Annotated in this window: 17 protein-coding genes; 15 read left to right on the top strand and 2 right to left on the bottom strand. The window is 64.5% G+C overall.

Annotated features, from left to right (window positions below):
• Nucleotides 1-97: 97 nt before the first annotated feature.
• From PFLCHA0_RS16200 to feaR, 3 genes are all read left to right on the top strand, one after another.
• Nucleotides 98-1,618: an APC family permease gene (locus PFLCHA0_RS16200; protein WP_015635763.1), complete on the top strand. Its 1,521-nt coding sequence runs from the start codon at nt 98-100 to the stop codon at nt 1,616-1,618.
• On the top strand, nt 1,584-2,177 hold the full coding sequence (locus PFLCHA0_RS16195) for a DUF3156 family protein (protein WP_041752283.1): 594 nt from the start codon (nt 1,584-1,586) through the stop codon (nt 2,175-2,177). Before PFLCHA0_RS16200 ends, PFLCHA0_RS16195 begins: the two co-directional genes overlap by 35 nt.
• A 149-nt stretch (nt 2,178-2,326) precedes the next feature.
• On the top strand, nt 2,327-3,265 hold the full coding sequence (gene feaR / locus PFLCHA0_RS16190; protein ID WP_015635761.1) for a transcriptional regulator FeaR: 939 nt from the start codon (nt 2,327-2,329) through the stop codon (nt 3,263-3,265).
• A gap of 293 nt (nt 3,266-3,558) precedes the next feature.
• Here feaR and PFLCHA0_RS16185 read toward each other — a convergent pair whose 3' ends face one another.
• Complete coding sequence (locus PFLCHA0_RS16185) at nt 3,559-4,362, bottom strand: helix-turn-helix transcriptional regulator (protein WP_015635760.1); 804 nt, start codon at nt 4,360-4,362, stop codon at nt 3,559-3,561.
• 204 nt (nt 4,363-4,566) lie between these two features.
• On the opposite strand from PFLCHA0_RS16185, the gene PFLCHA0_RS16180 reads away from it, so the two are divergent.
• From PFLCHA0_RS16180 to PFLCHA0_RS16125, 12 genes are all read left to right on the top strand, one after another.
• Nucleotides 4,567-5,931: an APC family permease gene (locus tag PFLCHA0_RS16180; RefSeq protein WP_011061496.1), complete on the top strand. Its 1,365-nt coding sequence runs from the start codon at nt 4,567-4,569 to the stop codon at nt 5,929-5,931.
• Nucleotides 5,932-5,940: 9 nt separating this feature from the next.
• Nucleotides 5,941-7,041 (top strand): DmpA family aminopeptidase, encoded by a 1,101-nt coding sequence (locus PFLCHA0_RS16175; RefSeq protein ID WP_015635759.1) that lies wholly within the window; start codon nt 5,941-5,943, stop codon nt 7,039-7,041.
• A gap of 299 nt (nt 7,042-7,340) precedes the next feature.
• On the top strand, nt 7,341-8,789 hold the full coding sequence (locus PFLCHA0_RS16170; RefSeq protein WP_011061494.1) for a serralysin family metalloprotease: 1,449 nt from the start codon (nt 7,341-7,343) through the stop codon (nt 8,787-8,789).
• Between the two features lie 93 nt (nt 8,790-8,882).
• Nucleotides 8,883-9,269 (top strand): AprI/Inh family metalloprotease inhibitor, encoded by a 387-nt coding sequence (locus PFLCHA0_RS16165; protein WP_011061493.1) that lies wholly within the window; start codon nt 8,883-8,885, stop codon nt 9,267-9,269.
• A 209-nt stretch (nt 9,270-9,478) separates the two neighbouring features.
• The gene (locus PFLCHA0_RS16160) at nt 9,479-11,260 is read left to right on the top strand and encodes a type I secretion system permease/ATPase (RefSeq protein ID WP_011061492.1); all 1,782 of its coding nucleotides are present in this window, start codon (nt 9,479-9,481) and stop codon (nt 11,258-11,260) included.
• 14 nt (nt 11,261-11,274) lie between these two features.
• Nucleotides 11,275-12,591, top strand: coding sequence for an HlyD family type I secretion periplasmic adaptor subunit (locus PFLCHA0_RS16155; RefSeq protein WP_370059505.1), 1,317 nt, complete (start codon nt 11,275-11,277; stop codon nt 12,589-12,591).
• A 14-nt stretch (nt 12,592-12,605) separates the two neighbouring features.
• Entirely contained in the window at nt 12,606-13,955 is a 1,350-nt protein-coding gene (locus PFLCHA0_RS16150) for a TolC family outer membrane protein (RefSeq protein WP_015635757.1), read from the top strand.
• Nucleotides 13,956-14,004: 49 nt separating this feature from the next.
• On the top strand, nt 14,005-15,690 hold the full coding sequence (gene pueB, locus PFLCHA0_RS16145; protein WP_015635756.1) for a polyurethane esterase B: 1,686 nt from the start codon (nt 14,005-14,007) through the stop codon (nt 15,688-15,690).
• Between the two features lie 193 nt (nt 15,691-15,883).
• Complete coding sequence (eprS, locus tag PFLCHA0_RS16140) at nt 15,884-18,862, top strand: autotransporter serine peptidase EprS (RefSeq protein ID WP_015635755.1); 2,979 nt, start codon at nt 15,884-15,886, stop codon at nt 18,860-18,862.
• Between the two features lie 65 nt (nt 18,863-18,927).
• Nucleotides 18,928-22,044 (top strand): autotransporter serine protease, encoded by a 3,117-nt coding sequence (locus PFLCHA0_RS16135; protein WP_015635754.1) that lies wholly within the window; start codon nt 18,928-18,930, stop codon nt 22,042-22,044.
• Nucleotides 22,045-22,157: 113 nt separating this feature from the next.
• Nucleotides 22,158-24,011 (top strand): polyurethane esterase A, encoded by a 1,854-nt coding sequence (pueA, locus tag PFLCHA0_RS16130; protein WP_015635753.1) that lies wholly within the window; start codon nt 22,158-22,160, stop codon nt 24,009-24,011.
• A gap of 164 nt (nt 24,012-24,175) precedes the next feature.
• On the top strand, nt 24,176-24,556 hold the full coding sequence (locus PFLCHA0_RS16125) for a hypothetical protein (protein WP_019095821.1): 381 nt from the start codon (nt 24,176-24,178) through the stop codon (nt 24,554-24,556).
• Nucleotides 24,557-24,572: 16 nt separating this feature from the next.
• Here PFLCHA0_RS16125 and PFLCHA0_RS16120 read toward each other — a convergent pair whose 3' ends face one another.
• Nucleotides 24,573-24,797 (bottom strand): YgdI/YgdR family lipoprotein, encoded by a 225-nt coding sequence (locus PFLCHA0_RS16120; RefSeq protein ID WP_011061484.1) that lies wholly within the window; start codon nt 24,795-24,797, stop codon nt 24,573-24,575.
• Nucleotides 24,798-24,841: the final 44 nt, after the last annotated feature.

The following is a 24,841-nucleotide window of genomic DNA, read 5'->3' as shown; positions in this document are numbered from 1 at the left end:
GACAGCTGCGTCAGACAGCCAAGCACTCCGCCATCAGGCGTGCCCTTGAAATGCCTAGAACAACAATCATCAACCCATGCTTTCGAGGTTTACCACCATGTCGCTCAACGACAGACTCAGTCGCCACCTGGATCAAGGTGTAGTCGGCTTTCCCACGGCCCTGGCCAGTGCCGTGGGCTTGATCATGGCCAGCCCGGTGATCCTCACGGCCACCACGGGCTTTGGTATCGGCGGCGGCGCCTTTGCCATGGCGATGGTGATCGCCCTGGTGATGATGCTGGCGCAATCCACCACCTTCGCCGAAGCGGCCTGCCTGCTGCCCACCAACGGTTCGGTCTATGACTATCTGGCCTGTGGCCTGGGGCGTTTTTTCGCCATCACCGGGACCTTGTCCGCCTACCTGATCGTGCACGTGTTCGCCGGTACCGCGGAGACCATTCTCAGTGGAGTCATGGCCCTGGTTAACTTCGAGTCCCTCAACACCCTGCTGGAGCAGAGCGGCAGTGCCTGGCTGGTGGGGGTGGGGCTGGTGCTGTTCTTCGGTGCGCTGAACGCCGTGGGCATCACCGCCTTCAGCCGTGCCGAGGTGATCCTGACCTTCGGCATGTGGACCACCCTGATCATCTTTGGCGTGCTCGGGGTGCTCAAGGCACCGGCGGTGCAGCTCGATGGCTGGTTCGGCGCCTCGATGGTGGGTACCGACCTGCCGACCATCCTGTCCCTGGTGGGCATGGCCATGTTCATGTTCGTCGGCTGTGAATTCGTCACGCCCCTGACGCCGGATGTGCGCAAGGCCGCCAAGACCATTCCCCGGGCCATGGCCCTGGGGCTGGTGGGGGTAGCGGTGTGCATGTTCATCTATGGCGCGGCGATGAAGCGCCAAGTGGAAAACATCGCCCTGAGCGAGGATGGCAGCGTGCACCTGCTGGATACGCCCATGGCCATTCCGCATTTTGCCGAGCAGATCATGGGGCCCTTCGGCCGTATCTGGCTGGGCATCGGCCTGCTGTTCGCCGGCGCCGCCACCATCAACACGCTGATGGCCGGCTTGCCGCGGATCCTTTACGGCATGGCTCTGGATGGGGCGTTGCCGAAGGTCTTCACTTACCTGCACCCGCGCTTCAAGACGCCGTTGCTGTGCATTGCCGTAGCCGTGCTGATTCCCTGCCTGCATGCCTGGTGGCTGGGGGGCAGCACCGACAGCATCATGCACCTGGTGTTGGCGGCGGTCTGTGCCTGGAGCACTGCCTATCTGCTGGTCACCCTGTCAGTGGTGATGCTGCGCATTCGCCGGCCGGACCTGCCCCGGGCCTACAAGTCGCCGTGGTTTCCGCTGCCGCAGATCCTGTCTTCGGTGGGCATCCTGCTGGGCATGTGGTTCATCACGCCGCCGGGCATGAATCCGCGGGACATCTATGTGCCTTTCGGCAGCATGCTGGGCCTGACCGCGATCTATGCGCTGGTCTGGACCCTGCTGGTGCAGAAGGTCAATCCGTTTCGCCCGGTGCCGGTGGAGGAGGTGCTGGAACAGGCGCTGGGCCTGAATCCGGATACCGCCCATAACCTACGGGAGAGCGCGCCTGATGAATCTTTCAAGCTGGCGGCAAAACCTCTTTGAACTGTGGAACCGCGCGCCATCGGGCTATCGCCCGGGGCTGACCCTGGGGCAGTTGCGTCGGGATCTGGCGGGGCTCGATTTCACTCCACGGAGCCAGGTGCAGGGCGGTTTTCATTGCCCGCAAAACGGTTTGAGGTTCGAGGTGCAAGAGCGCGCCCAGGCGCAGTTCCTGATGCATATCGTGGCCTGTGAGTGGCGCCTGCCGGTGCCTTGTGACACGGCCCGGCAGGCGCGGATCCGTCTGCGTCACACTGGCACGATCCGCCGCCAGGGCGTCGCAGCTCGGCTGCTCACGGGGGAGGACGCTGAATGGGCGCCGCTGCTGCAGCGCCTGTGCAGTGACCAGCGCTTGCTGGAGCACCTGTTGCCCCTGGATTTCAAACACCTGGAATTGCGGCGCGATGCCCAGGGCTGGCAGGTGCACCTGGAGCATTTCGGCGCCAGCGAAGTGGTCAACCGCCTGCCCGGGTTCCGCCGCTATATCCGCTTGAGCGCTGAACAGCGGGCGGCGCTACTGGGCAGCTTCACTGAGTTGTACAAGCTACTGCGAGATTTCTGAGGGACATAACCGTAAGCGCTGGCATACAGCCTGCTTAAGCCATAACAGACTATCCATGCTGTCAGGCGCCTTGCCTGGCAAATAGATAACATGTTAATGATATCGCCATAACAACAAAGGCGGTTGGAACCGGCTTCTGGAGGTGCACAGTGCTTGCTTCGCATAGTTTCAGTTCCTGGGTGGGCGCCCTGCAGGGCGTCTGCGGTCGATTCGATGCCCGTCCGGCGCGCAATCCCGCCTTGTTCATTGGTGAAGTGGGCATGCAGGATTACGCCGGGCTGGAGGTGGCGCAGATCCGCACCAACGCCGGGCTGATCTCCCGCCAGAGCACCAAGGTCGATCATGAGGACGATCGCCATTGCTTCCTCATCATCCAGCGCAGCGGCCATGCGCGCTTGAGCCAGGGCGGCGAAAGTGTCGAACTGGCCCCGGGGGACATGGCGCTGCTGGACTCCGCCGGAGCCTGCGAGATCGTGCCCCATGGCCTGATCGAGCATGCTTCGTTCCATCTGTGCCGGGAGGAGGTCTACCGTCACCTGCCGGCCCAGCAGCGCAAGTTCGGCAAGCTGTCGCAAAATTGCGCCAGCGGGCGCCTGATGCGTTTGCTGGTGGAGCAGATCTGCGCCGGCGAATTGCAGGGTTGTGCGGCCCAGCAGGAAGGGCAGGCCTTGCAGGAAGCCCTGATTGCCTTGCTCGGTCCGACCTTGCGCCAGACCGTCAACAGCCTGGATGGCTTTGAGGAGGGCCTGCATGGCGGATGCCTGCGTGATCAGGCGCGGCAGTTGATCAGCCAGTCCCTCAATGAGCCGGGCCTGACTCCTGTATCACTGGCCGGCCAGCTGAATATCTCGGTGCGCCAGCTGTACCGGCTGTTCGAGGAGCAGGGGGACAGCGTTTGCCGCTTCATCCAGCGCTCGCGGCTCAAGCGCAGCGCCGCGGACCTGAGCAATCCGCACCTGCGCAACGAATCCATCACCGACATTGCCTTCAAATGGGGCTTCACCGATTCGGCGCATTTCAGCCGCACCTTCAAGAAGCATTTCGAACAATCGCCCCGGGATTTCCGCGCCCGGTCCCTGAACGCCTGACGGCATGGCCCTTGCGGCCGCCGTCGTTGCCGGCGGCCGCACCGCAAGGCATGCGCCGCTCTTGAGTGCGCCTTCGCCTGTAGGAGCCGGCTTGCCGGCGAAGAAGGCCGCAAGGCATGCGCCGCTCTTGAGTGCGCCTTCGTCTGTAGGAGCCGGCTTGCCGGCGAAGAAGGCCGTAAGGCATGCGTCGAACTTGAGGGCGCCTTCGCTGGCAAGCCAGCTCCTACCGATAGCAGATAGCAGATAGCAGGTAGCGGATGACGGGCGGCGGATGGCCGCTGGCAGACCGGCAATCACGGATTTTCCAGGTCGTGCCCCAGGGATTGGATAAACAGCGAGAACAGCTCCGGCTGGCTGGAGATATCCAGCTTGGCGTAGAGGTGGCGGCGGTGGACCTTGATGGTGTCCGGCGAGATCTTCAGCCGTTCCGCCATGGCCTTTGAAGAAAATCCCCGGAGGATCAGGCGGGCTATCTCCAGCTCCCGCTCCGAAAGTACGGCGCTGCCGAAATGGCTCAGGGCGTCGCGGATCTGGCTGGCCATTTCCTGGGGCGCAGGGCCTTGGGGGCGGGCCTGGCTGTGTTGCCAGTGCTGCTCCATCAGCGGCAGTACCCAGGCTGAAAAGGTGGTGAGCAGGCCGATCTCGTCGTGGCTGAAGACGCGCTGGCTGCCCAGGGAAAGCGACAGGGTGCCAGCCTCGGGCAGTTGCAGAATCAACTGCACTTCGTCTTCCAGGACGTTGTCGTGGAAGTAGCTGAGAAAGTATTCGCTCTGGCGAAAATGGTCCGGGGCCACTTCTTCCAGGCGGTACAGGCCGCTGGGGTAGCCTTCGCGACAGGCCTGGAAGAAGGGGTCCAGCAGGTACAGGCCGTTGAGGTAGGTGAGCATGGACGCCGGCTTGCTGCTGGGTTCGGCGTCATATTCCTCCAGGGCCCGGGGCGGGCCGTCCAGCGGGTAGAAGATCGCCAGGGCGTTGTCGAACGGCGTAGCCTGGTGCAGCAGCAGGATCAGCTGTTTCCAGAAGCGTGGATTGCCGATCAATGTGAGGGTGCGGCCCAGGCCGGCATGCAGGCCCACTTCCCTGAACAGGTTACTCAAAGGCGTTGCTCCGTTGATCCGCTGAAATGTCGTGGCCCGGTTTCGTCGATTTAACCGCCGTCGTCAAGGGGAGTACTCCAATAGGGGAATTGGGTGATGGTCTGCATCTGCCTAGAGTAGCTCCCAGCAAGTGCGCCCCAGAACGCACCCGCCCGATGAATTTCGTTTCTGCCTCAGACCAACAATAAACACGAGGATAACGATATGAGCTCTCCCTCTGCGCCCGACGGTGCGCTGAAACCTACCTTGAGTGTGTTCGATGTGGTGGCCATCACCGTGTCCGGTGTGACCCCCGCCAGTTCAGTGTTCGTGATCGCCCCCTTCGCCATCCATCAGGCCGGTAGCGGGGTGTTCCTGGCCTTCGTCATGGCCGGGTTGCTGGCCCTGATGTTCGCCTTTTGCTACGCCGAGCTGGGCCGCGCCCACAACAGCGCCGGCGGCGAGTATGTATACGCCAAGCGAGTGTTCGGCGGCATGGCCGGTTATGCCACCTTCCTCACGGTGCTGGTGATGCTGCTGTTCATTCCGCCGGTGCTGGCCACTGGTGCCGCCACCTACCTGAACAATGCCCTGGGCACGAACTTCGATTCCCAGACCGTGGCCCTGGTGATCGTGGTCTGCAGTTATCTGCTGGGCATCCTCAATATCAAGCTCAATGCCTGGATCACCGGCACGTGCCTGCTGCTGGAAGTGGCGGCCTTGCTGGTGATCGTCTGGCTCGGCTTCGGCAATGCCTCGCAGCCGGTGAGCATTCTGCTGCAACCGCAGATCGTCGATCACGGCGCCTTGCAACTGGCGCCCTGGGCACTGGTGATCGGCGCGGTGGGCATCGGCCTGTTTTCCTACAACGGCTACGGCCCGGCGGTGCTGCTGGCCGAAGACATGAAATGCAAGGGCCGCGGGGTGCACAAGGCGGTGCTGTGGTCCCTGGTGCTGGTGGTGATCATCGAACTGGTGCCGCTCACCGCGCTGCTGATCGGCGCGCCGTCCTTGAGCGCGATGCTCGCCAGCCCCGACCCCATCGGTTACCTGCTCACCAGCCATGGCAACGAGACCCTGGCCCGGGTGGTCAGCGGCGGGATTTTCCTTTCGGTGTTCAATGCCATTGTCGCCATCGTCATCCAGATCGGTCGGGTGGTGTTCAGCAGTGGCCGCGATGCGCTGTGGACGCCCACTATCAATCGCCTGTTCACCCGCATTCACCCGCGCTGGGATTCACCCTGGCTGGCGACCCTGTTCCTGGCCATTCCCTCGGCGGTGCTGAGCTTCAGCTCGAACCTGGCGGACCTGACGTCCTTCAGCGTGCTGCTGATCATGCTGGTGTACCTGATCGTCGCCCTCAGCGCGCTGATGAGCCGGGTATTGCTGCGCGACCGCGAGCATCCCTACCGCATGCCGCTGTGGCCGCTGCCGGCCTTGCTGGCGGTGCTCGGCGCGGGTTACCTGCTGGTCAATCTGTTCCTCGAAGCGTCCCTGCGGGACATCATGGTCATCATCGGGCTGCTGGCGCTGTCGGTGATCCTCTATGGCACCAACGGCCGGTACAGTCCGGCGTTTCAGAAACTGTAAGGAGTGGTTATGCGAGCACGTCAATTGGGCATCCACCTGGGCCTGGGGACGCCAGGCCCGTTCAATGCGATCACCGATGTTCCCGGGGTGCGGGTCGGCCACAGCACCTTGAATACCAGCGTGGACGGCAAGCAGGTGCGCACTGGGGTTACCCTGGTCCAGCCCCGGGCCGGGCACGCCCGCCAGCAGCCGTGCTTTGCCGGTTGCCATGTGCTCAACGGCAATGGCGATGCCACGGGCCTGGAGTGGATTCGCGAGGCCGGCACCCTGACCACGCCGCTGGCGATCACCAACACCCACAGTGTGGGCGTGGTGCGCGATGCCTTGATCGCCCTGGAGCGCGAGGCATTGCAAGACCCGGCGGTGTACTGGTGCATGCCAGTGGTGATGGAAACCTACGACGGCCTGTTGAATGACATCTGGGGCCAGCATGTGGGTGTGCAGCAGGTGCGCGAAGCCATGGCCTGCGCCGAGTCCGGGCCGGTGGCCGAGGGCGCGGTCGGCGGCGGCACCGGGATGATCTGCCATGAGTTCAAGGGCGGCATCGGTACGGCGTCGCGGCGGCTGACGGCCGAGCAGGGCGGCTACACCGTCGGTGCCCTGGTCCAGGCCAACCACGGCAAGCGCGAGGAACTGCGGGTCGATGGCTATCCAGTGGGGCGCCGGCTGGGGCATATCCCTTCGCCGTTTGCCGAGCGCGGGACCCCGGGCATGGGCTCGATCGTGGTGATACTGGCCACCGATGCGCCGCTGTTGCCGCACCAGTGCCAGCGCCTGGCCCAGCGCGCATCCATCGGCATCGCCCGCACCGGCGGAGGCACCGAGGATTCCAGCGGCGATATCTTCCTGGCCTTTGCCACGGGAAACCGGGACTTGCCGACGGCGGACTACGGGCGCAAGGGCCTGGGTTTCAGCACACCGCTGGCGATGCTCAACAACGATCACATCTCGCCCTTGTTCAGCGCAGCCGCCGAAGCGGTGGAGGAAGCCATCATCAACGCCCTGCTGGCGGGGGTGCCCATGACCAGCGCCGACGGCGTGCAAGTGCCGGCCCTGACTGCGCAAGTGTTGCTGGAAACATTGGAACTAACTGGTTGGAACAGAAGTTAACGGACTAAGAAGTGCGACGCGGTCGACATAACTGTTTATATGGATATTTAATAATTAAATTGTAGATTGTCGGACAATGACTGCCGTTAATCAGTTGGAAAAGAATCTTTCGACTGTACAGTCATTGTTTGCTGGAGTTCGCTGGAACAGTGAGATTTGACGTCAAAAAAGTAGTGGACGCCTGATTTCAAATTGTGTCAGTTTTCTTGCGCCTGCTTAGGGCGAGTGATAGGACGATCTCGCCAGGGATTGTCGCTATCTGACAAAAACTGTTCCATTGATTACAAGGAAGTGTGTTTATGTCGAAAGTAACAGAGAACGCTATTGCATCTGCCGAACAACAACTGGTGCCTTTGGCCGCAGCAAGTTCGGCGTATAACCAGATCAATAGCTTCAGCCACCAATACGATCGTGGCGGCAATCTCACGGTCAATGGCAAACCTTCGTTCTCGGTCGATCAGGCCGCCACGCAACTGCTGCGTGACGGCGCTGCCTATAAGGACCTGAACGGTAACGGCAAGATCGATCTGACCTATACCTTCCTGACCTCGGCTTCCTCGAGCACCATGTATAAGCATGGCATCTCCGGGTTCAGCCAGTTCAGCGCCCAGCAGAAGGCCCAGGCAGTCCTGGCCATGCAGTCCTGGGCTGACGTGGCCAACGTCGTGTTTACCGAGAAAGCCTCGGGTGGCGACGCCCACATGACCTTCGGCAACTACAGCGGTGGCCAGGATGGCGCGGCGGCATTTGCCTACCTGCCAGGTACCGGCGCCGGCTACGACGGCACCTCGTGGTACCTGATCAACAGCAGCTACACCCAGAACAAGAACCCCGACCTGAACAACTATGGCCGTCAGACCCTGACCCATGAGATCGGTCACACCCTGGGCCTGGCTCACCCTGGCGACTACAACGCCGGCGAAGGCAACCCCAGCTACAAGGACGCCAGCTACGGCCAGGACACCCGTGGCTACAGCGTCATGAGCTACTGGAGTGAAAGCAATACCAGCCAGAACTTCAGTAAGGGCGGGGTCGAAGCCTATTCGTCCGGCCCGCTGATGGACGATATCGCGGCTATCCAGAAACTCTACGGTGCCAACTACAGCACCCGTGCCGGCGATACCACCTACGGCTTCAACTCCAACACCGGGCGTGATTTCTACAGCGCCAGCTCGTCTTCCGACAAGCTGGTGTTCTCGGTGTGGGACGGTGGCGGCAACGATACCCTGGATTTCTCCGGTTTCACCCAGAACCAGAAGATCAACCTCAATGAAGCCTCGTTCTCCGACGTTGGCGGCATGGTGGGTAACGTTTCCATCGCTCAGGGCGTGACCGTGGAGAACGCCATCGGCGGTTCGGGCAACGACCTGTTGATCGGCAACAACGCCGCCAACGTGCTCAAGGGTGGTGCCGGCAACGACATCATCTACGGCGCCGGCGGTGCAGATCAGCTGTGGGGCGGCTCGGGCTCGGACACCTTCGTGTTCGCCGCCAGCACCGACTCCAAGCCGGGTGCGGCCGACCAGATCATGGATTTTGTCAGCGGCCTGGACAAGATCGATCTGACCGGGATCACCAAGGGCGCCGGCCTGCACTTCGTCAACGCCTTCACCGGCGCGGCGGGTGACGCGATCCTCACCACCTCCGGGGGTGTGAGCACCTTGTCCGTGGACTTCTCCGGGCATGGCGTGGCGGACTTCCTGGTCAGCACCGTGGGCCAGGCAGCGGTCAGCGACATCGTCGCCTGAGTGAAATGAGCACAGGGCCGCGCAGTCGAGCGGCTCTGCGTTCTTGCTTTGGGCCCTGGCCTGAGCGAGTCTACCGGGCGAACGGAGCACCCTATGACCCTGCATATTTCCTGTTGCCGGGCGGCCCGATGGCTGCTGGCGACACTGATGATCTTTTATGGAGCAATCACCATGGCAAGCAGCCTGCGCTTGGCGGACCCCTCGGAACTGGTTGGACACTGGCAGCTGCAACAGGCAGCCGCACCCGCTGAAGGTTGCACCCTGGACCTGCTGCACAACGCCGCCCTGGGCGACGGTGCCGACTGCCTGTCGAAATGGCTCGGGGAAGCCGCGGTGGGCTGGTTCCCGGAGCCCGATGGCATTGCCATTACCGGCCGCGAAGGCTCGAAAATCATTTTCTTCAGTCGCCAGAAAGAGGGCCTCTACGAAGCCCGCCTGAAAGCCGACGGTCTGATTGTGTTACAACGCGCCGCTAATTAAGCGATGAGTGTGTTCGTCTAATAAACGACGGCCATTATATCGCCACTCTCTTGGCCGGCAGGAACATGTTCGGGCTGCTGTTGGATACAGCTGTCCGAATTATTCGTGTCCGCAGGATTCAGCAACTAAGTAGTGCGGGTTGTTAGTTGTAGGCTACATTGGTTCCACGCTAGCGGGCGCGGATTAACAGCTCAGGGAAAATGTTAGAAATGGTGAAGAACAATCATCCTGCACCACTGTTCAAGGCACTGGGCGAATATAAGGGCATCCTCATCAGTGTCGGTTGTTTCACTGCGTTGATTAACGTGCTGATGCTGGTGCCTTCCATCTATATGTTGCAGGTCTACGACCGGGTACTGTCGTCGCAGAATGAAACCACCCTGGTGATGCTGTCGTTGATGGTGGTGGGCTTCTTCGTCTTTATCGGTCTTCTGGAAGTGCTGCGCAGCTTTATCGTGATCCGCATCGGCAGCCAGCTGGAGCGCCGCTTCAACCTGCGGGTCTACCAGGCCGCGTTCGAGCGCAACCTGTCCCGGGGCGAGGGTCATGCGGGGCAGTCCCTGGGGGATTTGACCCATATTCGCCAGTTCCTCACCGGGCCGGCACTGTTCGCCTTCTTCGATGCACCCTGGTTCCCCATCTACCTGCTGGTGATCTACGCCTTCAACGTCTGGCTCGGAGTGTTCGCCACTGTAGGCGCGTTGTTGCTGATTGCCCTGGCGTACCTCAACGAAGCCATGACCAAGAAGGACCTGGCCGAGGCCAGCGGTTTTTCGCAGCGTTCCACCCAGCTGGCCACCAGCCACCTGCACAACGCCGAAACCATCCAGGCCATGGGCATGCTCGGCGCCTTGCGCAAACGCTGGTTCGCCGTGCACTCGCGCTTCCTCGGCCTGCAGAACCAGGCCAGCGATACCGGCTCGGTGATCAGCTCCCTGAGCAAGACCTTGCGTCTGTGCCTGCAATCCCTGGTGCTGGGCCTGGGTGCCTTGCTGGTGATCAAGGGCGACATGACCGCCGGGATGATGATTGCCGGTTCGATCCTCATGGGCCGGGTGCTGAGCCCCATCGACCAGTTGATCGCGGTGTGGAAACAATGGAGTTCGGCCAAGCTGGCCTACGGCCGCCTGGATGCACTGCTGCGCGAGTTCCCGCCCAGCGATACGGCGATGTCCTTGCCGGCGCCCAAGGGCCAGGTGAGCTTCGAGCAGGTCAGCGCCGGCCCACCCGGACGGCGGATGGCGACCCTGCAACAGGTGAACTTCAGCATCAATGCCGGCGAAGTGCTTGGCGTGCTGGGGGCTTCCGGTTCCGGCAAGTCGACCCTGGCCCGGGTACTGGTGGGCGTATGGCCGACCCTGGGCGGTACCGTGCGCCTGGACGGGGCCGATATCCATCGCTGGAACCGCGACGAACTGGGGCCCTACATCGGCTATCTGCCCCAGGATATCGAGCTGTTTACCGGCAGCATCGCCGAGAACATCGCACGCTTTCGCCAGGCCGACCCGGAGCAGGTGGTCCAGGCCGCGCAGATGGCCGGGGTGCATGAGCTGATCCTGCGCCTGCCCCAGGGCTACGACACCGTGCTCGGCGATGACGGCAGCGGCCTGTCCGGTGGCCAGAAGCAGCGGGTGGCCCTGGCCCGGGCGCTGTATGGCAGCCCGAGCCTGGTGGTGCTGGACGAACCCAATTCCAACCTCGATACCGTGGGCGAAAGTGCCCTGGCGGCGGCCATTGCCCAGCTCAAGGCCCGGGGCACCAGCGTGGTGCTGGTGACCCACCGTTCCTCGGTGCTGGCCCTGGCCGACAAACTGCTGGTACTCAACGAAGGCCGCTTGCAGGCCTTCGGCCCGAGCCAGGAAGTGCTCAAGGCCCTGGCCGGCGGCCAGCAAGCCCAGGCCCAGGAGGCGCCCAAGCCCGTTGCAGCGGCGCCCGGCGGCCTCAGCATGAGCCGGCAATACCAGGCTCCGACACGGAATTCAGGCGCATGAGCAAGGACAGCAACATGATGATCGAAGAGGGTTACGCGCCGGAACGGGTCGAGCGTGACGCGGGCTTTTTCGCCCGCATGGGCTGGATCCTGGCCCTGGTGGGGGCGGGCAGTTTCTTCGTCTGGGCGGCGCTGGCGCCCCTGGACCAGGGCATTCCGGTGCAAGGCACGGTGGTGGTGTCCGGCAAACGCAAGGCGGTGCAGTCCATGAGCAGCGGGGTGGTCAGCCGGATCCTGGTGCGCGAGGGCGAAAGCGTGAAGCAGGGCCAGCCGCTGTTTCGCCTGGACCAGACCCAGGTGGCGGCGGACGTGCAATCGCTGCAAGCCCAGTACCGCATGGCCATGGCCAGCCTGGCGCGCTGGCGCAGCGAGCGCGACAACCTCAAGCAGGTGGATTTCCCCGCGCCCCTGAGCGACAGCGACGATCCGCGCCTGGCCCTGGTGCTGGAAGGCCAGCGCCAGTTGTTCAGCAGCCGGCGCGAGGCATTCTCCCGGGAGCAGGCGGGCATCCGTGCCAATATCGAAGGCGCCACCGCGCAACTGGCCGGCATGCGCCGGGCCCGCACCGACCTCGGTAGCCAGGCCGAATCCCTGCGCCAGCAACTGAGCAACCTGCAACCTTTGGCGGACAACGGCTACATCCCGCGCAATCGCCTGCTGGAATATCAGCGCCAACTGTCCCAGGTGCAGCAGGAACTGGCGCAGAACACCGGGGAAAGCGGGCGAGTGGAGCAGGGCATCCTCGAATCCCGGCTCAAGCTGCAACAGCACAGCGAGGAGTACCAGAAAGAGGTGCGCAGCCAGTTGGCCGAAGCCCAGCTCAAGACCCAGACCCTGGAGCAGCAACTGACCTCTGCCGGTTTCGACCTGCAGCACAGCGAGATCATCGCCACCGCCGACGGCATCGCGGTCAACCTCGGGGTGCACACCGAGGGCGCGGTGGTGCGCCAGGGCGAGACCCTGCTGGAAATCGTGCCCCAGGGCACTCACCTGGAGGTGGAAGGGCGGCTGCCGGTGAACCTGGTGGACAAGGTCGGCACCCACTTGCCGGTGGACATCCTGTTCACCGCCTTCAACCAGAGCCGCACGCCACGAGTGCCGGGCGAAGTCAGCCTGATTTCCGCCGACCAGATGCTCGACGAGAAAACCGGCATGCCCTACTACGTGCTGCGCAGCAGTGTCAGCGACCAGGCCATGGAGAAGCTCAACGGCCTGGTGATCAAGCCCGGCATGCCGGCGGAAATGTTCGTGCGCACTGGCGAGCGTTCCCTGCTCAATTACCTGTTCAAGCCACTGCTCGACCGGGCAGGTTCTGCACTGACCGAAGAATAAGGATGTCGCGTCGTATGAGTAAGCTTTCCATTCTCGCGGCGGCTCTGGCGCTGTTGGCCTGCCAGACGGCCCAGGCGGTGGGCCCGTTCCAGATCTACGAACAGGCCCTGCGCAACGACCCGGTGTTCCTCGGCGCCATCAAGGAACGCGATGCCGGCCTTGAAAACCGCGCCATCGGCCGTGCCGGGCTGCTGCCCAAGGTCGGCTACAGCTACAACAAGGGCCATAACAACTCCAAGGTCAGCTACCTGGATACGGTGCGCGGCACCATTACCGAAAAACGCAACTACGACAGCTACGGTTCGTCCCTGACCCTGCAGCAGCCGCTGATCGACTACGAGGCCTACGCCAATTACCGCAAGGGCGTGGCCCAGGCGCTGTTTGCCGACGAGAACTTTCGCGGCAAGAGCCAGGAGTTGCTGGTGCGGGTGCTGAGCTACTACACCAAGGCGCTGTTCGCCCAGGACCAGATCGACATCGCCCTGGCCAAGAAAAAGGCCTTCGAGCAGCAGTTCCAGCAGAACCGGCACATGTTCCAGCAGGGCGAGGGCACCCGCACCGACATCCTCGAAGCCGAGTCGCGCTACGAATTGGCCACCGCCGAAGAGATCGAAGCCCGGGACGAGCAGGACGCGGCTTTGCGCGAGCTGGCGGCCCTGACCGGCGAGCCGAACCTCGATGTGCGGGATCTGGACCCCTTGCAGGAAGACTTCCAGTCCTTCTCCCTGACCCCGGCCAACTACGACACCTGGCACGAGATGGCCCTGAGCAACAACCCGGTGCTGGCTTCCCAACGCCAGCGGGTCGAGGTCGCGCGCTACGAGGTGGAACGCAACCGCGCCGGGCACCTGCCCAAGCTCAGCGCCTACGCCACCCTGCGCCAGAACGAATCGGAAAGCGGCAACACCTACAACCAGCGCTACGACACCAACACCATCGGTATCGAAGTCAGCGTGCCGTTGTATGCCGGGGGCGGGGTCTCGGCCTCGACCCGCCAGGCCAGCCGCTCCATGGAACAGGCCGAGTACGAACTGGACGGCAAGACCCGGGAAACCCTGATTGAACTCCGCCGCCAATTCAGTGCCTGTCTATCGGGGGTGAGCAAGTTGCGGGCCTACCAGAAAGCCCTGACTTCGGCCGAGGCCCTGGTGGTCTCGACCAAGCAGAGCATCCTGGGGGGCGAACGGGTCAACCTCGATGCACTGAACGCCGAACAGCAGCTCTACACCACCCGCCGCGACCTGGCCCAGGCGCGCTATGACTACTTGATGGCCTGGACCAAGCTGCACTACTACGCAGGCACTCTGCGGGAAGAGGATCTGGCCAGGGTCGACGAGGCTTTCGGCCAGCGCGCGCAGCCTTAGGAGGCCTTGCCGACCGCAGGCTCAGGGACAATAAAAAAGAGGAATGAGCATGAGTATCTTCGATTACAAGACCGCCCTTGGCGGTGACGGCAAGGCCCTCTACAGCGAGGCCATTACTCTGGCGCTGTACGCCTCCACACCCACCGGCGAGGCGCTGCCGGGCACCGCCTGGCGCCCCATCAGCGCCAGCCAGCTGGGCTACCAGGGCAACGTCAGCGCCCAGGGCACGATTTCCGGCGAGCAGGCGATTGTCAGCGACGCCCAGGTCGAGGTGCTGGGCAAATACGACGCGGCCGGGCAGTTGCTGTCCATCGGCATCAGCTTTCGCGGCACCGACAGCCTCAAGGACGGTATCAACGACTTGCAGGCGGCCTTCGTGTCGGGCTTTGCCGACAACTACAGCCGCCTGGCCTTTGACAACCTGCTGGGCAAGGTGGCGGCCTTTGCTGCGGCCCAGGGCTTGAGCGGCAGCGATGTGCTGGTCACCGGCCACAGCCTGGGCGGCCTTGGGGTCAACAGCCTGGCGGCCATGAGCAGCGATCACTGGGGCGGCTTCTACCAGGACGCCAGCTACGTGGCCTTCGCCTCGCCGACCCAGAGCGCCAACAGCTCGCAGGTGCTGAACATCGGCTATGAAAACGACCCGGTGTTCCGCGCCCTGGACGGCACTCATTTCAACGCCTCGTCCCTGGGCACCCACGACAAGCCCCAGGAGTCGGCGACCAACAACATCGTCAGCTTCACCGATCACTATTCATCGTTCCTGGGCAAGTTGATTCCCCAGAGCATCCTCAATCCGCAGTCCTGGTCGGCCCACAGTGCGGTGGACTACGCCGGCGGCCTCAACCGCCTGATCAACTCGGATTTCTATGACCTGACCAGCCGCGACTCCACCGTGGTTATTTCCAACCTGTCCGAGGGCAAGCGCGATCAGGTCTGGGTCAAGGACCTCAACCTGTACGCGGAAAAACACACCGGCAGCACCTTCATCATCGGCACCCAGAGCAACGACCTGCTGCACGGCGGCAAGGGCAACGACTACCTGGATGGCGGGGCCGGCGATGATCGCTTCCGCGATGACGGCGGCTACAACATCATCCATGGCGGGCAGGGCCATAACGTGCTGGAACTGCAGCAGCCGCTGAAGAACTTTTCCATCGCCAATGACGGCGACGGCACCCTGTATATCCGTGATGCCTACGGCGGCATCAGCATGACCCGGGACGTCGGCGCCCTGGTCAGCCACGAGACCGGAAGCTGGTGGCAACTGTTCGGCAAGGACGTGAGCCACAGCGTCACCGCCGACGGCTTGCAGAACGGCAACCAGTGGACCGCCTACAACCACTCCCTCAACGGCGATGCCTACGGCAATGCGCTGGTAGCCAGCGTCGATGGCGACTGGCTGTTCGGCCATGGCGGCGATGACCTGCTGAGCAGCGACAAGGCCAACGTGACTTTCGTCGGCGGCACCGGCAACGACGTCATGCACTCCAGCGGTGGCGGGGGCAATACCTTCCTGTTCAGCGGCAACTTCGGCTTCGACCTGATCCACGGCTACCAGAACACCGACAAGCTGGTGTTCATGGGCGTGCCCGGGGTCGACGCCCATTACGACTACAGCCAGCATTTGTCGCAGAACGGCAACGACACCCTGCTCAGTGTCGGCGAGTTCTCGGTGACCCTGGTGGGGGTCGGCATGGACAGCCTTTCGGGTTCGGGCCTGGTCTTCGCCTGACCCTCACCGATATCCAGCGCTAGAGGCCCCGCAGCCCCCTGAAAAGGGCTGCGGCGGCGACAGCTTTGCCCGCAGCAGGCGCCCCTGGGCGTGGGGCGCGAACCCTCAAGGAGCCAGTCCCATGAAGTAAGCCGTGGTTGCTGATCGGTTACGGAAAGTCGATCCCAGAACAACAACAAGAGAAGTCATCAACATGGATGTGAATGTTCATCAGCTCAATGTGCTGGCGGCCGGGGTGTTCCTGGCGTTTGCCGCGAACTTGCCGGGTGGGGCCCAGGCGGCCTACCAGGAAACCGGTCGCCCCGGTGATGCCGCCAGCTGGCGCTCCGCCGAATACCTGCAGGACTGGGGCCTGGACCGGATGCAGGCGAACCAGGCCTACGCCGCCGGCCTTACCGGTAGCGGGGTCAAGATCGGTGCCCTGGATTCGGGCTTCGATGCGGCCCATGCCGAAGCCTCGTCCCTGCGCTTTCACCCGGTGATCGCCAGCGGCAGCTACCAGGACGGCAGCGGGTTCCAGGTGTCCGGGGTGCTCAACGCCAACAACGACACCCACGGCACTCACGTCACCGGTACCATGGGCGCCGCCCGCGACGGCAACGGCATGCATGGGGTGGCCTTCAATGCCCAGGTCTACGTCGGCAACACCAACGGCAACGACAGCATGCTCTTCGGCCCGGGCCCCGACCCGCGCTATTTCCAGGCGGTGTACGGTGCCCTGGCCGACGCCGGGGTGCGGGTCATCAACAACAGCTGGGGCAGCCAGCCCAAGGACGTCAGCTACCAGACCCTCCAGGGCCTGCACGCCGCCTATGCCCAGCACTTCGGCCAGGACACCTGGCTCGATGCGGCGGCGCAGGTCTCGCGCCAGGGGGTGATCAACGTCTTCAGCGCCGGCAACAGCGGCTATGCCAATGCCAGCGTGCGATCGGCACTGCCGTATTTTCAGCCGGAGCTGGAAGGGCACTGGCTGGCGGTCTCGGGCCTGGATAAGAACAACCAGCAGAAATACAACCAGTGCGGGATCGCCAAGTACTGGTGCCTGGCCACGCCCGGCGCGGCCATCACCAGCACTGTGCCCGGGGGCGGCTACGCCACCTACAACGGCACTTCGATGGCCGCGCCCCATGCCACCGGGGCCCTGGCCCTGGTGATGGAGCGCTACCCCTATCTGGACAACCAGCAGGCCCTGCAGGTGCTGCTGACCACCGCCCGCCAGCTCGATGGCTCGCTGACCCAGGCCCCTGGCAGCCTGGTGGGCTGGGGCGTGCCGGACCTGGGCCGGGCATTGCACGGGCCCGGGCAGTTGCTGGGGGAACTCAAGGTCAACCTGGAGGCCGGGCAGGGCGATGTGTGGAGCAACGGCATCTCCGACCAGGCCCTGGCCCAGCGCCAGGTGGAGGATGCCGCCGAGCACCAGGCCTGGCAACAGACCCTCAAGGATCGTGGCTGGGAGCAGGGCCCGGGGGCCCAGGCCAGCCAGCAGGAACTGACCGACTACGCGGTCGGCATGGCCCGGGATGCGGCGGCCGCGCAGCGCCTGTACCAGGGCAGCCTGGTCAAGTCCGGGGCCGGCTGGCTGTTGCTCAGCGGTGACAGTAGCTATCGCGGGCCGACCACGGTCGATGGCGGGCTGCTGGTGGTCAATGGCAGCCTGGTATCCGCGGTCACGGTCAACAGTGGCGCGAGCCTGGGTGGCAGCGGGCAGGTCGCGGCGCTGACCGCGACCCGCGGCGCGCGCGTGGCCCCGGGCAACTCCATCGGCACCCTGAATGTGGCCGGCGATGTGAGTTTCCAGCCAGGTTCGACCTACGCCGTGGAGCTGTCGCCGACCGCCAGCGACCGTATCGTCGCCGGCGGCCGGGCGCATCTGGAGGGCGCCCAGCTCAGCCTGAGCCTGGAACACAACGCCAACCTGCTCAGCGCCGGGCAGGTCCGGGGGCTGGTCGGGCGCCAGTTCGACATTTTGCAGGCCGCGGGCGGTATCGATGGCCAGTTCGCCCTGGTGCAACCCAACTACCTGTTTCTCGGCGCGGTGGTCGATTACTCCGCCAGCGGCGTGCAACTGGGCCTGGTGCGCAGCGCCGCGACCTTTGCCAGCGTGGCCGCCAGCCCCAACCAGCGCGCGGTGGCCACGGCGGTGGAGCAGTTGGGCACGGCCGACCCGGTCTACGAAAGCCTGCTGCTGTCGGCCTCGCCGGCTTCGGCTCAAGGGGCGTTGCAACAGTTGTCCGGGGAGATCTACCCGGCCCTGGAGCAGAGCCTGCTCAATCAGGGCCGCGACCTGCGCGAGGCCTTTGGCCAGCGCTTGCAGCGCCCGGGGCCAAATGCCGGGGAGGGCGAGGCGAGTTTCTGGATCAAGGGCCTGGGTGGGCAGGCGCGCACTGACGGCGACTCGGGCCACAGTTCCTACCAGGGCAAGGGCAGTGGGGTGCTGCTGGGGCTGGACCGCGACCTGGACGCGGACACGCGGGTCGGCCTGGCCGCCGGCTACAGCGACACCTCGCTGCGCATGGGCGGCGCCAGCCACTCCAGCGCGCAGATCGACAGCTACCACCTGGGCGCCTATGCCGGGCGCGACCTGGGCGACCTGCGCCTGAGCCTGGGGGCCAGCCACAGCTGGCATAGCGCCCAGGTGCGCCGCGACCTGCAATACGCCGAAGCCAGCGCCAAGCAGAAGGCCCGGATCGACGGCCGCAGCAGCCAGCTGTTCAGCGAGGCAGCGTATCGGCTGCAGCTACCGGCCCTGACGTTGGAGCCCTTCGCCAACCTGGCCTACCTGCACCTGCAGCGTGACGCCTTCCACGAGAAGGGCGACGCCGCGGCCCTGCGCGCCGGGGACGACAGCGCCGAGGCCCTGCTGGGCAGCCTGGGGGCCCGGGGCCTGAAGCGTCTCAGCCTGAGCCGCGGCCAGCCCCTGGAGCTGTCCAGCAGCCTGGCCTGGCAGCACCGCCTGGGGCATGACACTTCCAGCCAGCACCTGGCATTCGCCAGCGGCGGCCCGAGCTTTGCCGTGGACAGCGCAAGCGCGTCCCGGGATGCGGCGCTGCTGGGGCTTCAGGCGCGCCTTGGAGTCACCGCCCAGCTGGACCTGAGCCTGGATTACCAGGGCCAGCTGGGCAATGCCGAACAGTTCCACAACGTGGGGCTGAACCTCGACTGGCGCTTCTGAAGCGCCGGTCGCCATACCCCGGCGCAGAGCGTCGTCGCGCCGGTCGATTGCCCATACAACTAAGGATGGTCGTAGTGAAGCAGTTTCAACCTGGACAACCGCATCTTCGCAATACCCGCTCCGGATGGCCTCGCTGCCGGCAGCTACCCTGGGCGTACAGCCCGCTGGCCAGCGCCCTGGCCGGTTGCCTGGCCCTGGCCACTGGTGCCCAGGCGGCGCCCTATGTGGAAACCGGCAAGCTCGGCGACGCCGCCAGTTGGCGCAGCGCCGAATTCAAGGCCGACTGGGGCCTGGGGGCGATACATGCCGACAGTGCCTATGCCGCCGGCTACACCGGCCAGGGCATCAAGCTGGGGATCTTCGACCAGCCGGTGTATGCCCAGCACCCCGAGTTCGCCGGCAGCGACAAGGTCATCACCCTGGTGACCAGCGGCATCCGCCAGTACACCGATCCCTACATTCCGGTAAAGGCTGGAGACGCCTTCCGTTATGACGGCACGCCCTCGGTAGGCTCGGACGGCAAGCTCGGTTCCCACGGCACTCACGTGGGCGGTATCGCCGCCGGCAGCCGCGATGGCGGCGCCATGCATGGGGTGGCCTTCGACGCCCAGATCATCAGTGCCGAGAACGGCGACCCCGGCCCCGAGGACGGCATCATCCTGGGCAACGATGGGGCGGTGTACAAGGCCGGCTGGGACGGCCTGGTAGCCAGTGGCGCGCGGATCATCAACAACAGCTGGGGCATCGGCATCACCGACGCATTCGCCAAGGGCGGGCGCGATCCGGCGTTCCCGCACTTCGGCCTGAGTGACGCCCAGGCCCAGTTCAGCCAGATCCGGCCCTTGCTCGGCACCTTGCAAGGCGGTGCCTATGACGGTGCCATCAATGCGGCCCGCAGTGGCGTGCTGACCATCTTCGCCGCCGGCAACGACTACAACCTGAACAATCCGGACGCCATCGCCGGGCTGGGCTATTTCGTCCCGGAAATCGCCCCGCAGTGGCTGACAGTGGCGGCCTTGCAGCAGAACCCGGACACCAGCAGCGCCGAGCCTTACACCATCAGTACCTTTTCCTCACGCTGCGGCTACACCGCGAGCTTCTGTGTCTCGGCCCCGGGTACCCGGATCTACAGCGCCGTGATCGGCGGCACCAGCCTGGAAGACATGACGGTCGGCTACGCCAACAAGAACGGCACCTCGATGGCCGCGCCCCATGCCGCCGGTGCGGCAGCGGTACTGATGGAACGCTTTCCCTACATGGATGCGGCGCAGATCGCCGGGGTGCTGCGCACCACCGCCCGGGACATGGGCGCCCCGGGCATCGACGAGCTGTATGGCTGGGGCATGATCGACCTGCAAAAGGGCATTCGCGGCCCGGGCATGCTGGTCACCGAGCAGGACATCCCCCAGGAACTGCGGATCGATGGCGCCTATGGCTCGTCCCAGTGGGTAGCCAACCTGCCGGGGGTGGGAGCGCTGCTGGACGCCGGCAAGCCCACCCAGCGGCGCTGTACCCAGTTCAACTGCGGCTTCGACATCTGGAGCAACGACATCAGCGGCCATGGCGGCCTGACCAAGGAGGGCATCGGCACCCTGGTGCTCAGCGGCAACAACAGCTACGCCGGCCCGACCCTGGTCAACCAGGGCCGCCTGGCGGTCAACGGCAGCCTGACGTCGGCGGTGACGGTGAACCAGGGCGCAACCCTCGGCGGCAATGGCCGGATCGGCGGGCTGACGGCCAACGCCGGGGCCACGGTAGCCCCAGGCAACTCCATCGGCACCCTGAACGTGGCCGGCGACGTGACCTTCCAGCCGGGCTCGACCTACGCCGTGGAGGTGTCGCCGACCGCCAGCGACCGGATCGTCAGCAGCGGCCAGGTGACCATTGCCGGGGCCAACCTGGCCATGGTCCTGGAGCCTTCGGGCACTGGCAGCGGCAGCGTGCTGGGGCGCCAGTTCGACATCCTCGATGCGGCGGGCGGGGTCCAGGGCAGCTTCGGCACGGTGTTGCCCAGCTACCTGTTTCTTGCCGGCAGCCTGGACTACTCGGCCACTGGTGTGCAGTTGGCGGTGCAGCGCAGTGCGCGCTCGTTCGCCAGTGTCGGCCTGACCGACAACCAGGTGTCGGTGGCGGCTGCCGCCGAGCAACTGGGGGCCGGCAGCCCGCTGTTCGAAAGCCTGCTGCTGGCGCCGACTGCCGCCAGTGCCCAGCAGGCCTTCCAGCAATTGTCCGGGGAGATCCACCCGGCGGTGGCCAGTGTCCTGATCAACCAGGGCCGTTACCTGCGCGACACCATGGGCGAGCGCCTGCGCCAGGACGCCGGGGCTGTCGGCAACGGCACCCAGAGCCTTGATGAAGGCGCCTGGTTCAAGGTCCTGGGCGCCTGGGGCAAGGCCGATGGCGGGCATTCCCAGGCCGGCTACAACACCTCCATCGGCGGCTTGCTGGCCGGGGTGGATGGTGAAGTGGGCGAGGGCCGGCGCCTGGGGCTGTTCGGTGGCTACAGCGACAGTTCCCTGAACATGGGCGACGGTACCCATTCCTCGGCCAAGGTCGACAGCTACCACCTGGGGGCCTATGTCGGCCAGCAACTGGATGCCGTGCGCCTGAGTGTGGGCGGTTCCTACAGCTGGCACCGCATCGACGTCAAGCGCGAGTTGCAGTTTGCCGGGGAATCCGAGCGGCTCAAGACCAAGCGTGACGCCCAGAGCGCCCAGCTGTTCACCGAGGCCGCCTGGAGCCTGGACCTGCAACCCCTGGCGCTTGAACCCTTCGCTAACCTGGCTTATGTCAATGTGGCCAGCGACAGCTTCAAGGAGAAGGGCGGCGACGCGGCCTTGAGGGGCGCGGATGACCACCGCGAGGCCTGGCTCACGACCCTGGGCCTGCGCGCTGGCCAACGCCTGCAACTGAGCTCGACCCGAAGCCTGGAGCTGTCGGCTACCCTGGGTTGGCAGCACCACCTGAGCCCCACCGACGCCACGATGAACCTGGGGTTCGTCGAGGGCGGGCAGGGCTTCAAGGTGCAGAGCCTGTCCCTGGATCGCGACGCCGCGGTCATTGGCGCCCGGGCCGGCATGGCCGTGGGCCGAGGGACTCGGGTCAACCTGGATTACAACGGGTTGCTGGGGGCCCGGGACAAGAGTCACGGGGTCGGCTTGACCCTGGACTGGCAGTTCTGAAGGCCGGGTAGCCAGCAGTCCCCCGGCCCTTCACCGAGTTGCCCGAGTCCCGCCATGGGGCTTGGGCGGCATGCGTTTGCTCTGACAATTCCAACAACAGAAGAGGCAATACCATGGGTGTGTTTGACTACAAGAACTTCACTGCAAGTGACTCCAAGGCGCTGTTTTCCGATGCGCTGGCGATCACCCTGTACTCCTACCACAACATCGACAACGGTTTTGCCGAGGGCTACCAGCACAACGGCTTCGGCCTGGGCCTGCCGGCGACCCTGGTCACGGCGCTGATCGGCAGCGGCAATTCCCAGGGGGTAATCCCCGGCATTCCCTGGAACCCCGACTCCGAGAAGGCCGCGCTGGATGCCCTGCACCAGGCCGGCTGGTCCACCATCAGCGCCCAGCAACTGGGCTACGACGGCAAGGTCGATGGCCGGGGAACCTTCTTTGGCGAGAAGGCCGGCTACGGCACGGCCCAGGTGGAAATCCTCGGCAAGTACGATGCCCAGGGCCACCTGGAGTCCATCGGCATTGCCTTTCGCGGCACCAGCGGGCCACGGGAATCGGTGATCAGTGACACCATCGGTGATGTGATCAACGACCTGCTGGCGGCCCTGGGGCCCAAGGACTATGCGAAGAACTATGCCGGCGAGGCGTTCGGCAAGCTGCTGGGAGATGTGGCGGCTTTCGCCCAGGCCAATGGCCTGTCGGGCAAGGATGTCCTGGTTAGCGGCCACAGCCTGGGCGGGCTGGGGGTCAACAGCCTGGCGGACCTGAGCAGCGAACGCTGGTCGGGGTTCTACAAGGATTCCAACTACATCGCCTACGCCTCGCCGACCCAGAGCGCCAGCGACAAGGTGCTGAACATCGGCTACGAGAACGACCCGGTGTTCCGCGCCCTGGACGGCTCAACCTTCAACCTGTCGTCCCTCGGGGTGCATGACGCCCACCAGGACTCGGCGACCAACAACATCGTCAACTTCAACGACCATTACGCCTCGACCCTGTGGAATGTGCTGCCGTTCTCGATCCTCAACATTCCCACCTGGCTCTCCCACCTGCCCACCGGCTACGGCGACGGCCTGACCCGGGTGCTGGAGTCGAAGTTCTACGACTTCACCAGCAAGGACTCCACCATCGTGGTAGCCAACCTGTCGGACCCGGCCCGGGCCAGTACCTGGGTCCAGGACCTCAACCGCAATGCCGAGACCCACAAGGGCAGCACCTTCATCATCGGCAGCGACGGCAACGACCTGATCCAGGGCGGCAGCGGCAACGACTACCTGGAAGGCCGGGCCGGCAACGATACGTTCCGCGACAGCGGCGGCTACAACATCATCCTCGGCGGCCAGGGCAGCAACACCCTGGACCTGCAGCAGTCGGTCAAGAACTACAGCTTTGCCAGCGACGGCGCCGGGACCCTGTACCTGCGCGACGCCAATGGCGGTATCAGCATGACCCGCGACATTGGCGCGATCCAGAGCAAGGAGCCGGGCTTTCTCTGGGGCCTGTTCAAGGACGATGTGATCCACCAGGTCACCGACCAGGGCCTCAAGGCCGGCGGGCAGGTTACCCAGTACGCCTCGTCGGTCAGGGGCGATGCGGGCGACAACGTGCTCAAGGCCCATGCCGGCGGCGACTGGCTGTTCGGCCTGGACGGCAACGACCACCTGATCGGCGGCCAGGGCAACGACGTGTTCGTTGGCGGTGCCGGCAACGACCTGATGGAAGCCGGAGGCGGCAACAATACCTTTCTGTTCGCCGGGCATTTCGGCCAGGACCGCATCCTCGGCTACCAGGGTGGCGACAAGCTGGTGTTCATGGGGGTGAGCGGCGTGCTGCCGGACCAGGACTATCGGGCTCATGCCAGCAGCAGTGGTAACGACACGGTGCTGACCTTCGGCCAGGACTCGGTGACCCTGGTGGGGGTCAGCCTGGAGCACCTCAACGGTTCCGGCATCGTTCTCGCCTGATGCCGGCGCGGCGCGAGGCCTGCAATGGGCCTCGCACCGTTCATTGCCGGGGGAAAGTGACCTGCCAGTCGATTTGCGACTCCAATAGCGGTAAAGCTGAAACGTGTCAGCTCGTTAGTACAGGCAGGCATTCACGCTACGGCAATGACAGGAGAGTTTTGACGGTGAGTAACAGCAAGAGGTATGCGAGCGGTGTGGTGCTGGCCCTGTGGGTGGCCATGGCATCCGCCGAGGAATTGCCTCACAGCTCGATTTTGAAGCGCTATGGGGTGACCCCGGACCAGTTGCCGGCCGGCCAGCCGGCGCCTGAAGTGAAGGAGGAGCCGGCCCCGAGCCGCTTCCATGTGCAACCCGAACAACCCTGGGCCCAGGTACGTCTGGGGGACGACAAGAGGCCGGATACCACCGGCAACATCAGCATCGACAACGCCGAGGCCCGGGAGCGCGAGCGTTGCCAGCAGGTGCGTAACGAATTGTCCAGGCGCGGCAAGCCCCTGGGGATTTTCTGCGAGCCAGGGCAGGGGCCCTTTCCCTGGTCGCACTGACTTCAACCGCAGCGGATCACTTTTCCTGGCGGACGGTGGCCACATCGTCCGCCTTGACCCGGATGGTCTTGCCGGAAATGTCCTGGAATTCATAGAAGCCGTCGGCGGTCTTGGTCTTGGGCTGGTCCCGGGTCAGGTATTGGGTGCCGTTCTGCAGGGTCACCACAGTGGGCGAGGCGCAACCGGCCAAGGCCATGGCGCCGCAAGCGGCCAGAAACAATCCCAGGTTCTTCACTTTCATACAGACCTCTCATCAATGATGCGTACGCGCATTGGCGCCGGACA

It is taken from the genome of Pseudomonas protegens CHA0 (assembly GCF_000397205.1).
Taxonomy (GTDB): Bacteria; Pseudomonadota; Gammaproteobacteria; order Pseudomonadales; family Pseudomonadaceae; genus Aquipseudomonas; species Aquipseudomonas protegens.
The sequence above is the reverse complement of the archived record's forward strand: the minus strand, read 5'-3'. Positions and strand labels throughout refer to the sequence as shown.

Bases quoted from the DNA above. Each gene is read 5' to 3' on its own strand.
- PFLCHA0_RS16155 (WP_370059505.1), top strand. From the start codon at position 11,275: ATGATGATCGAAGAGGGTTACGCGCCGGAACGGGTCGAGCGTGACGCG.
- PFLCHA0_RS16160 (WP_011061492.1), top strand. From the start codon at position 9,479: ATGGTGAAGAACAATCATCCTGCACCACTGTTCAAGGCACTGGGCGAA.
- PFLCHA0_RS16200 (WP_015635763.1), top strand. From the start codon at position 98: ATGTCGCTCAACGACAGACTCAGTCGCCACCTGGATCAAGGTGTAGTC.
- PFLCHA0_RS16120 (WP_011061484.1), bottom strand. From the start codon at position 24,797: ATGAAAGTGAAGAACCTGGGATTGTTTCTGGCCGCTTGCGGCGCCATG.
- PFLCHA0_RS16135 (WP_015635754.1), top strand. From the start codon at position 18,928: ATGGTCGTAGTGAAGCAGTTTCAACCTGGACAACCGCATCTTCGCAAT.
- PFLCHA0_RS16195 (WP_041752283.1), top strand. From the start codon at position 1,584: ATGAATCTTTCAAGCTGGCGGCAAAACCTCTTTGAACTGTGGAACCGC.
- PFLCHA0_RS16165 (WP_011061493.1), top strand. From the start codon at position 8,883: ATGACCCTGCATATTTCCTGTTGCCGGGCGGCCCGATGGCTGCTGGCG.
- pueA (WP_015635753.1), top strand. From the start codon at position 22,158: ATGGGTGTGTTTGACTACAAGAACTTCACTGCAAGTGACTCCAAGGCG.
- PFLCHA0_RS16170 (WP_011061494.1), top strand. From the start codon at position 7,341: ATGTCGAAAGTAACAGAGAACGCTATTGCATCTGCCGAACAACAACTG.
- PFLCHA0_RS16150 (WP_015635757.1), top strand. From the start codon at position 12,606: ATGAGTAAGCTTTCCATTCTCGCGGCGGCTCTGGCGCTGTTGGCCTGC.
- PFLCHA0_RS16180 (WP_011061496.1), top strand. From the start codon at position 4,567: ATGAGCTCTCCCTCTGCGCCCGACGGTGCGCTGAAACCTACCTTGAGT.
- eprS (WP_015635755.1), top strand. From the start codon at position 15,884: ATGGATGTGAATGTTCATCAGCTCAATGTGCTGGCGGCCGGGGTGTTC.
- PFLCHA0_RS16175 (WP_015635759.1), top strand. From the start codon at position 5,941: ATGCGAGCACGTCAATTGGGCATCCACCTGGGCCTGGGGACGCCAGGC.
- pueB (WP_015635756.1), top strand. From the start codon at position 14,005: ATGAGTATCTTCGATTACAAGACCGCCCTTGGCGGTGACGGCAAGGCC.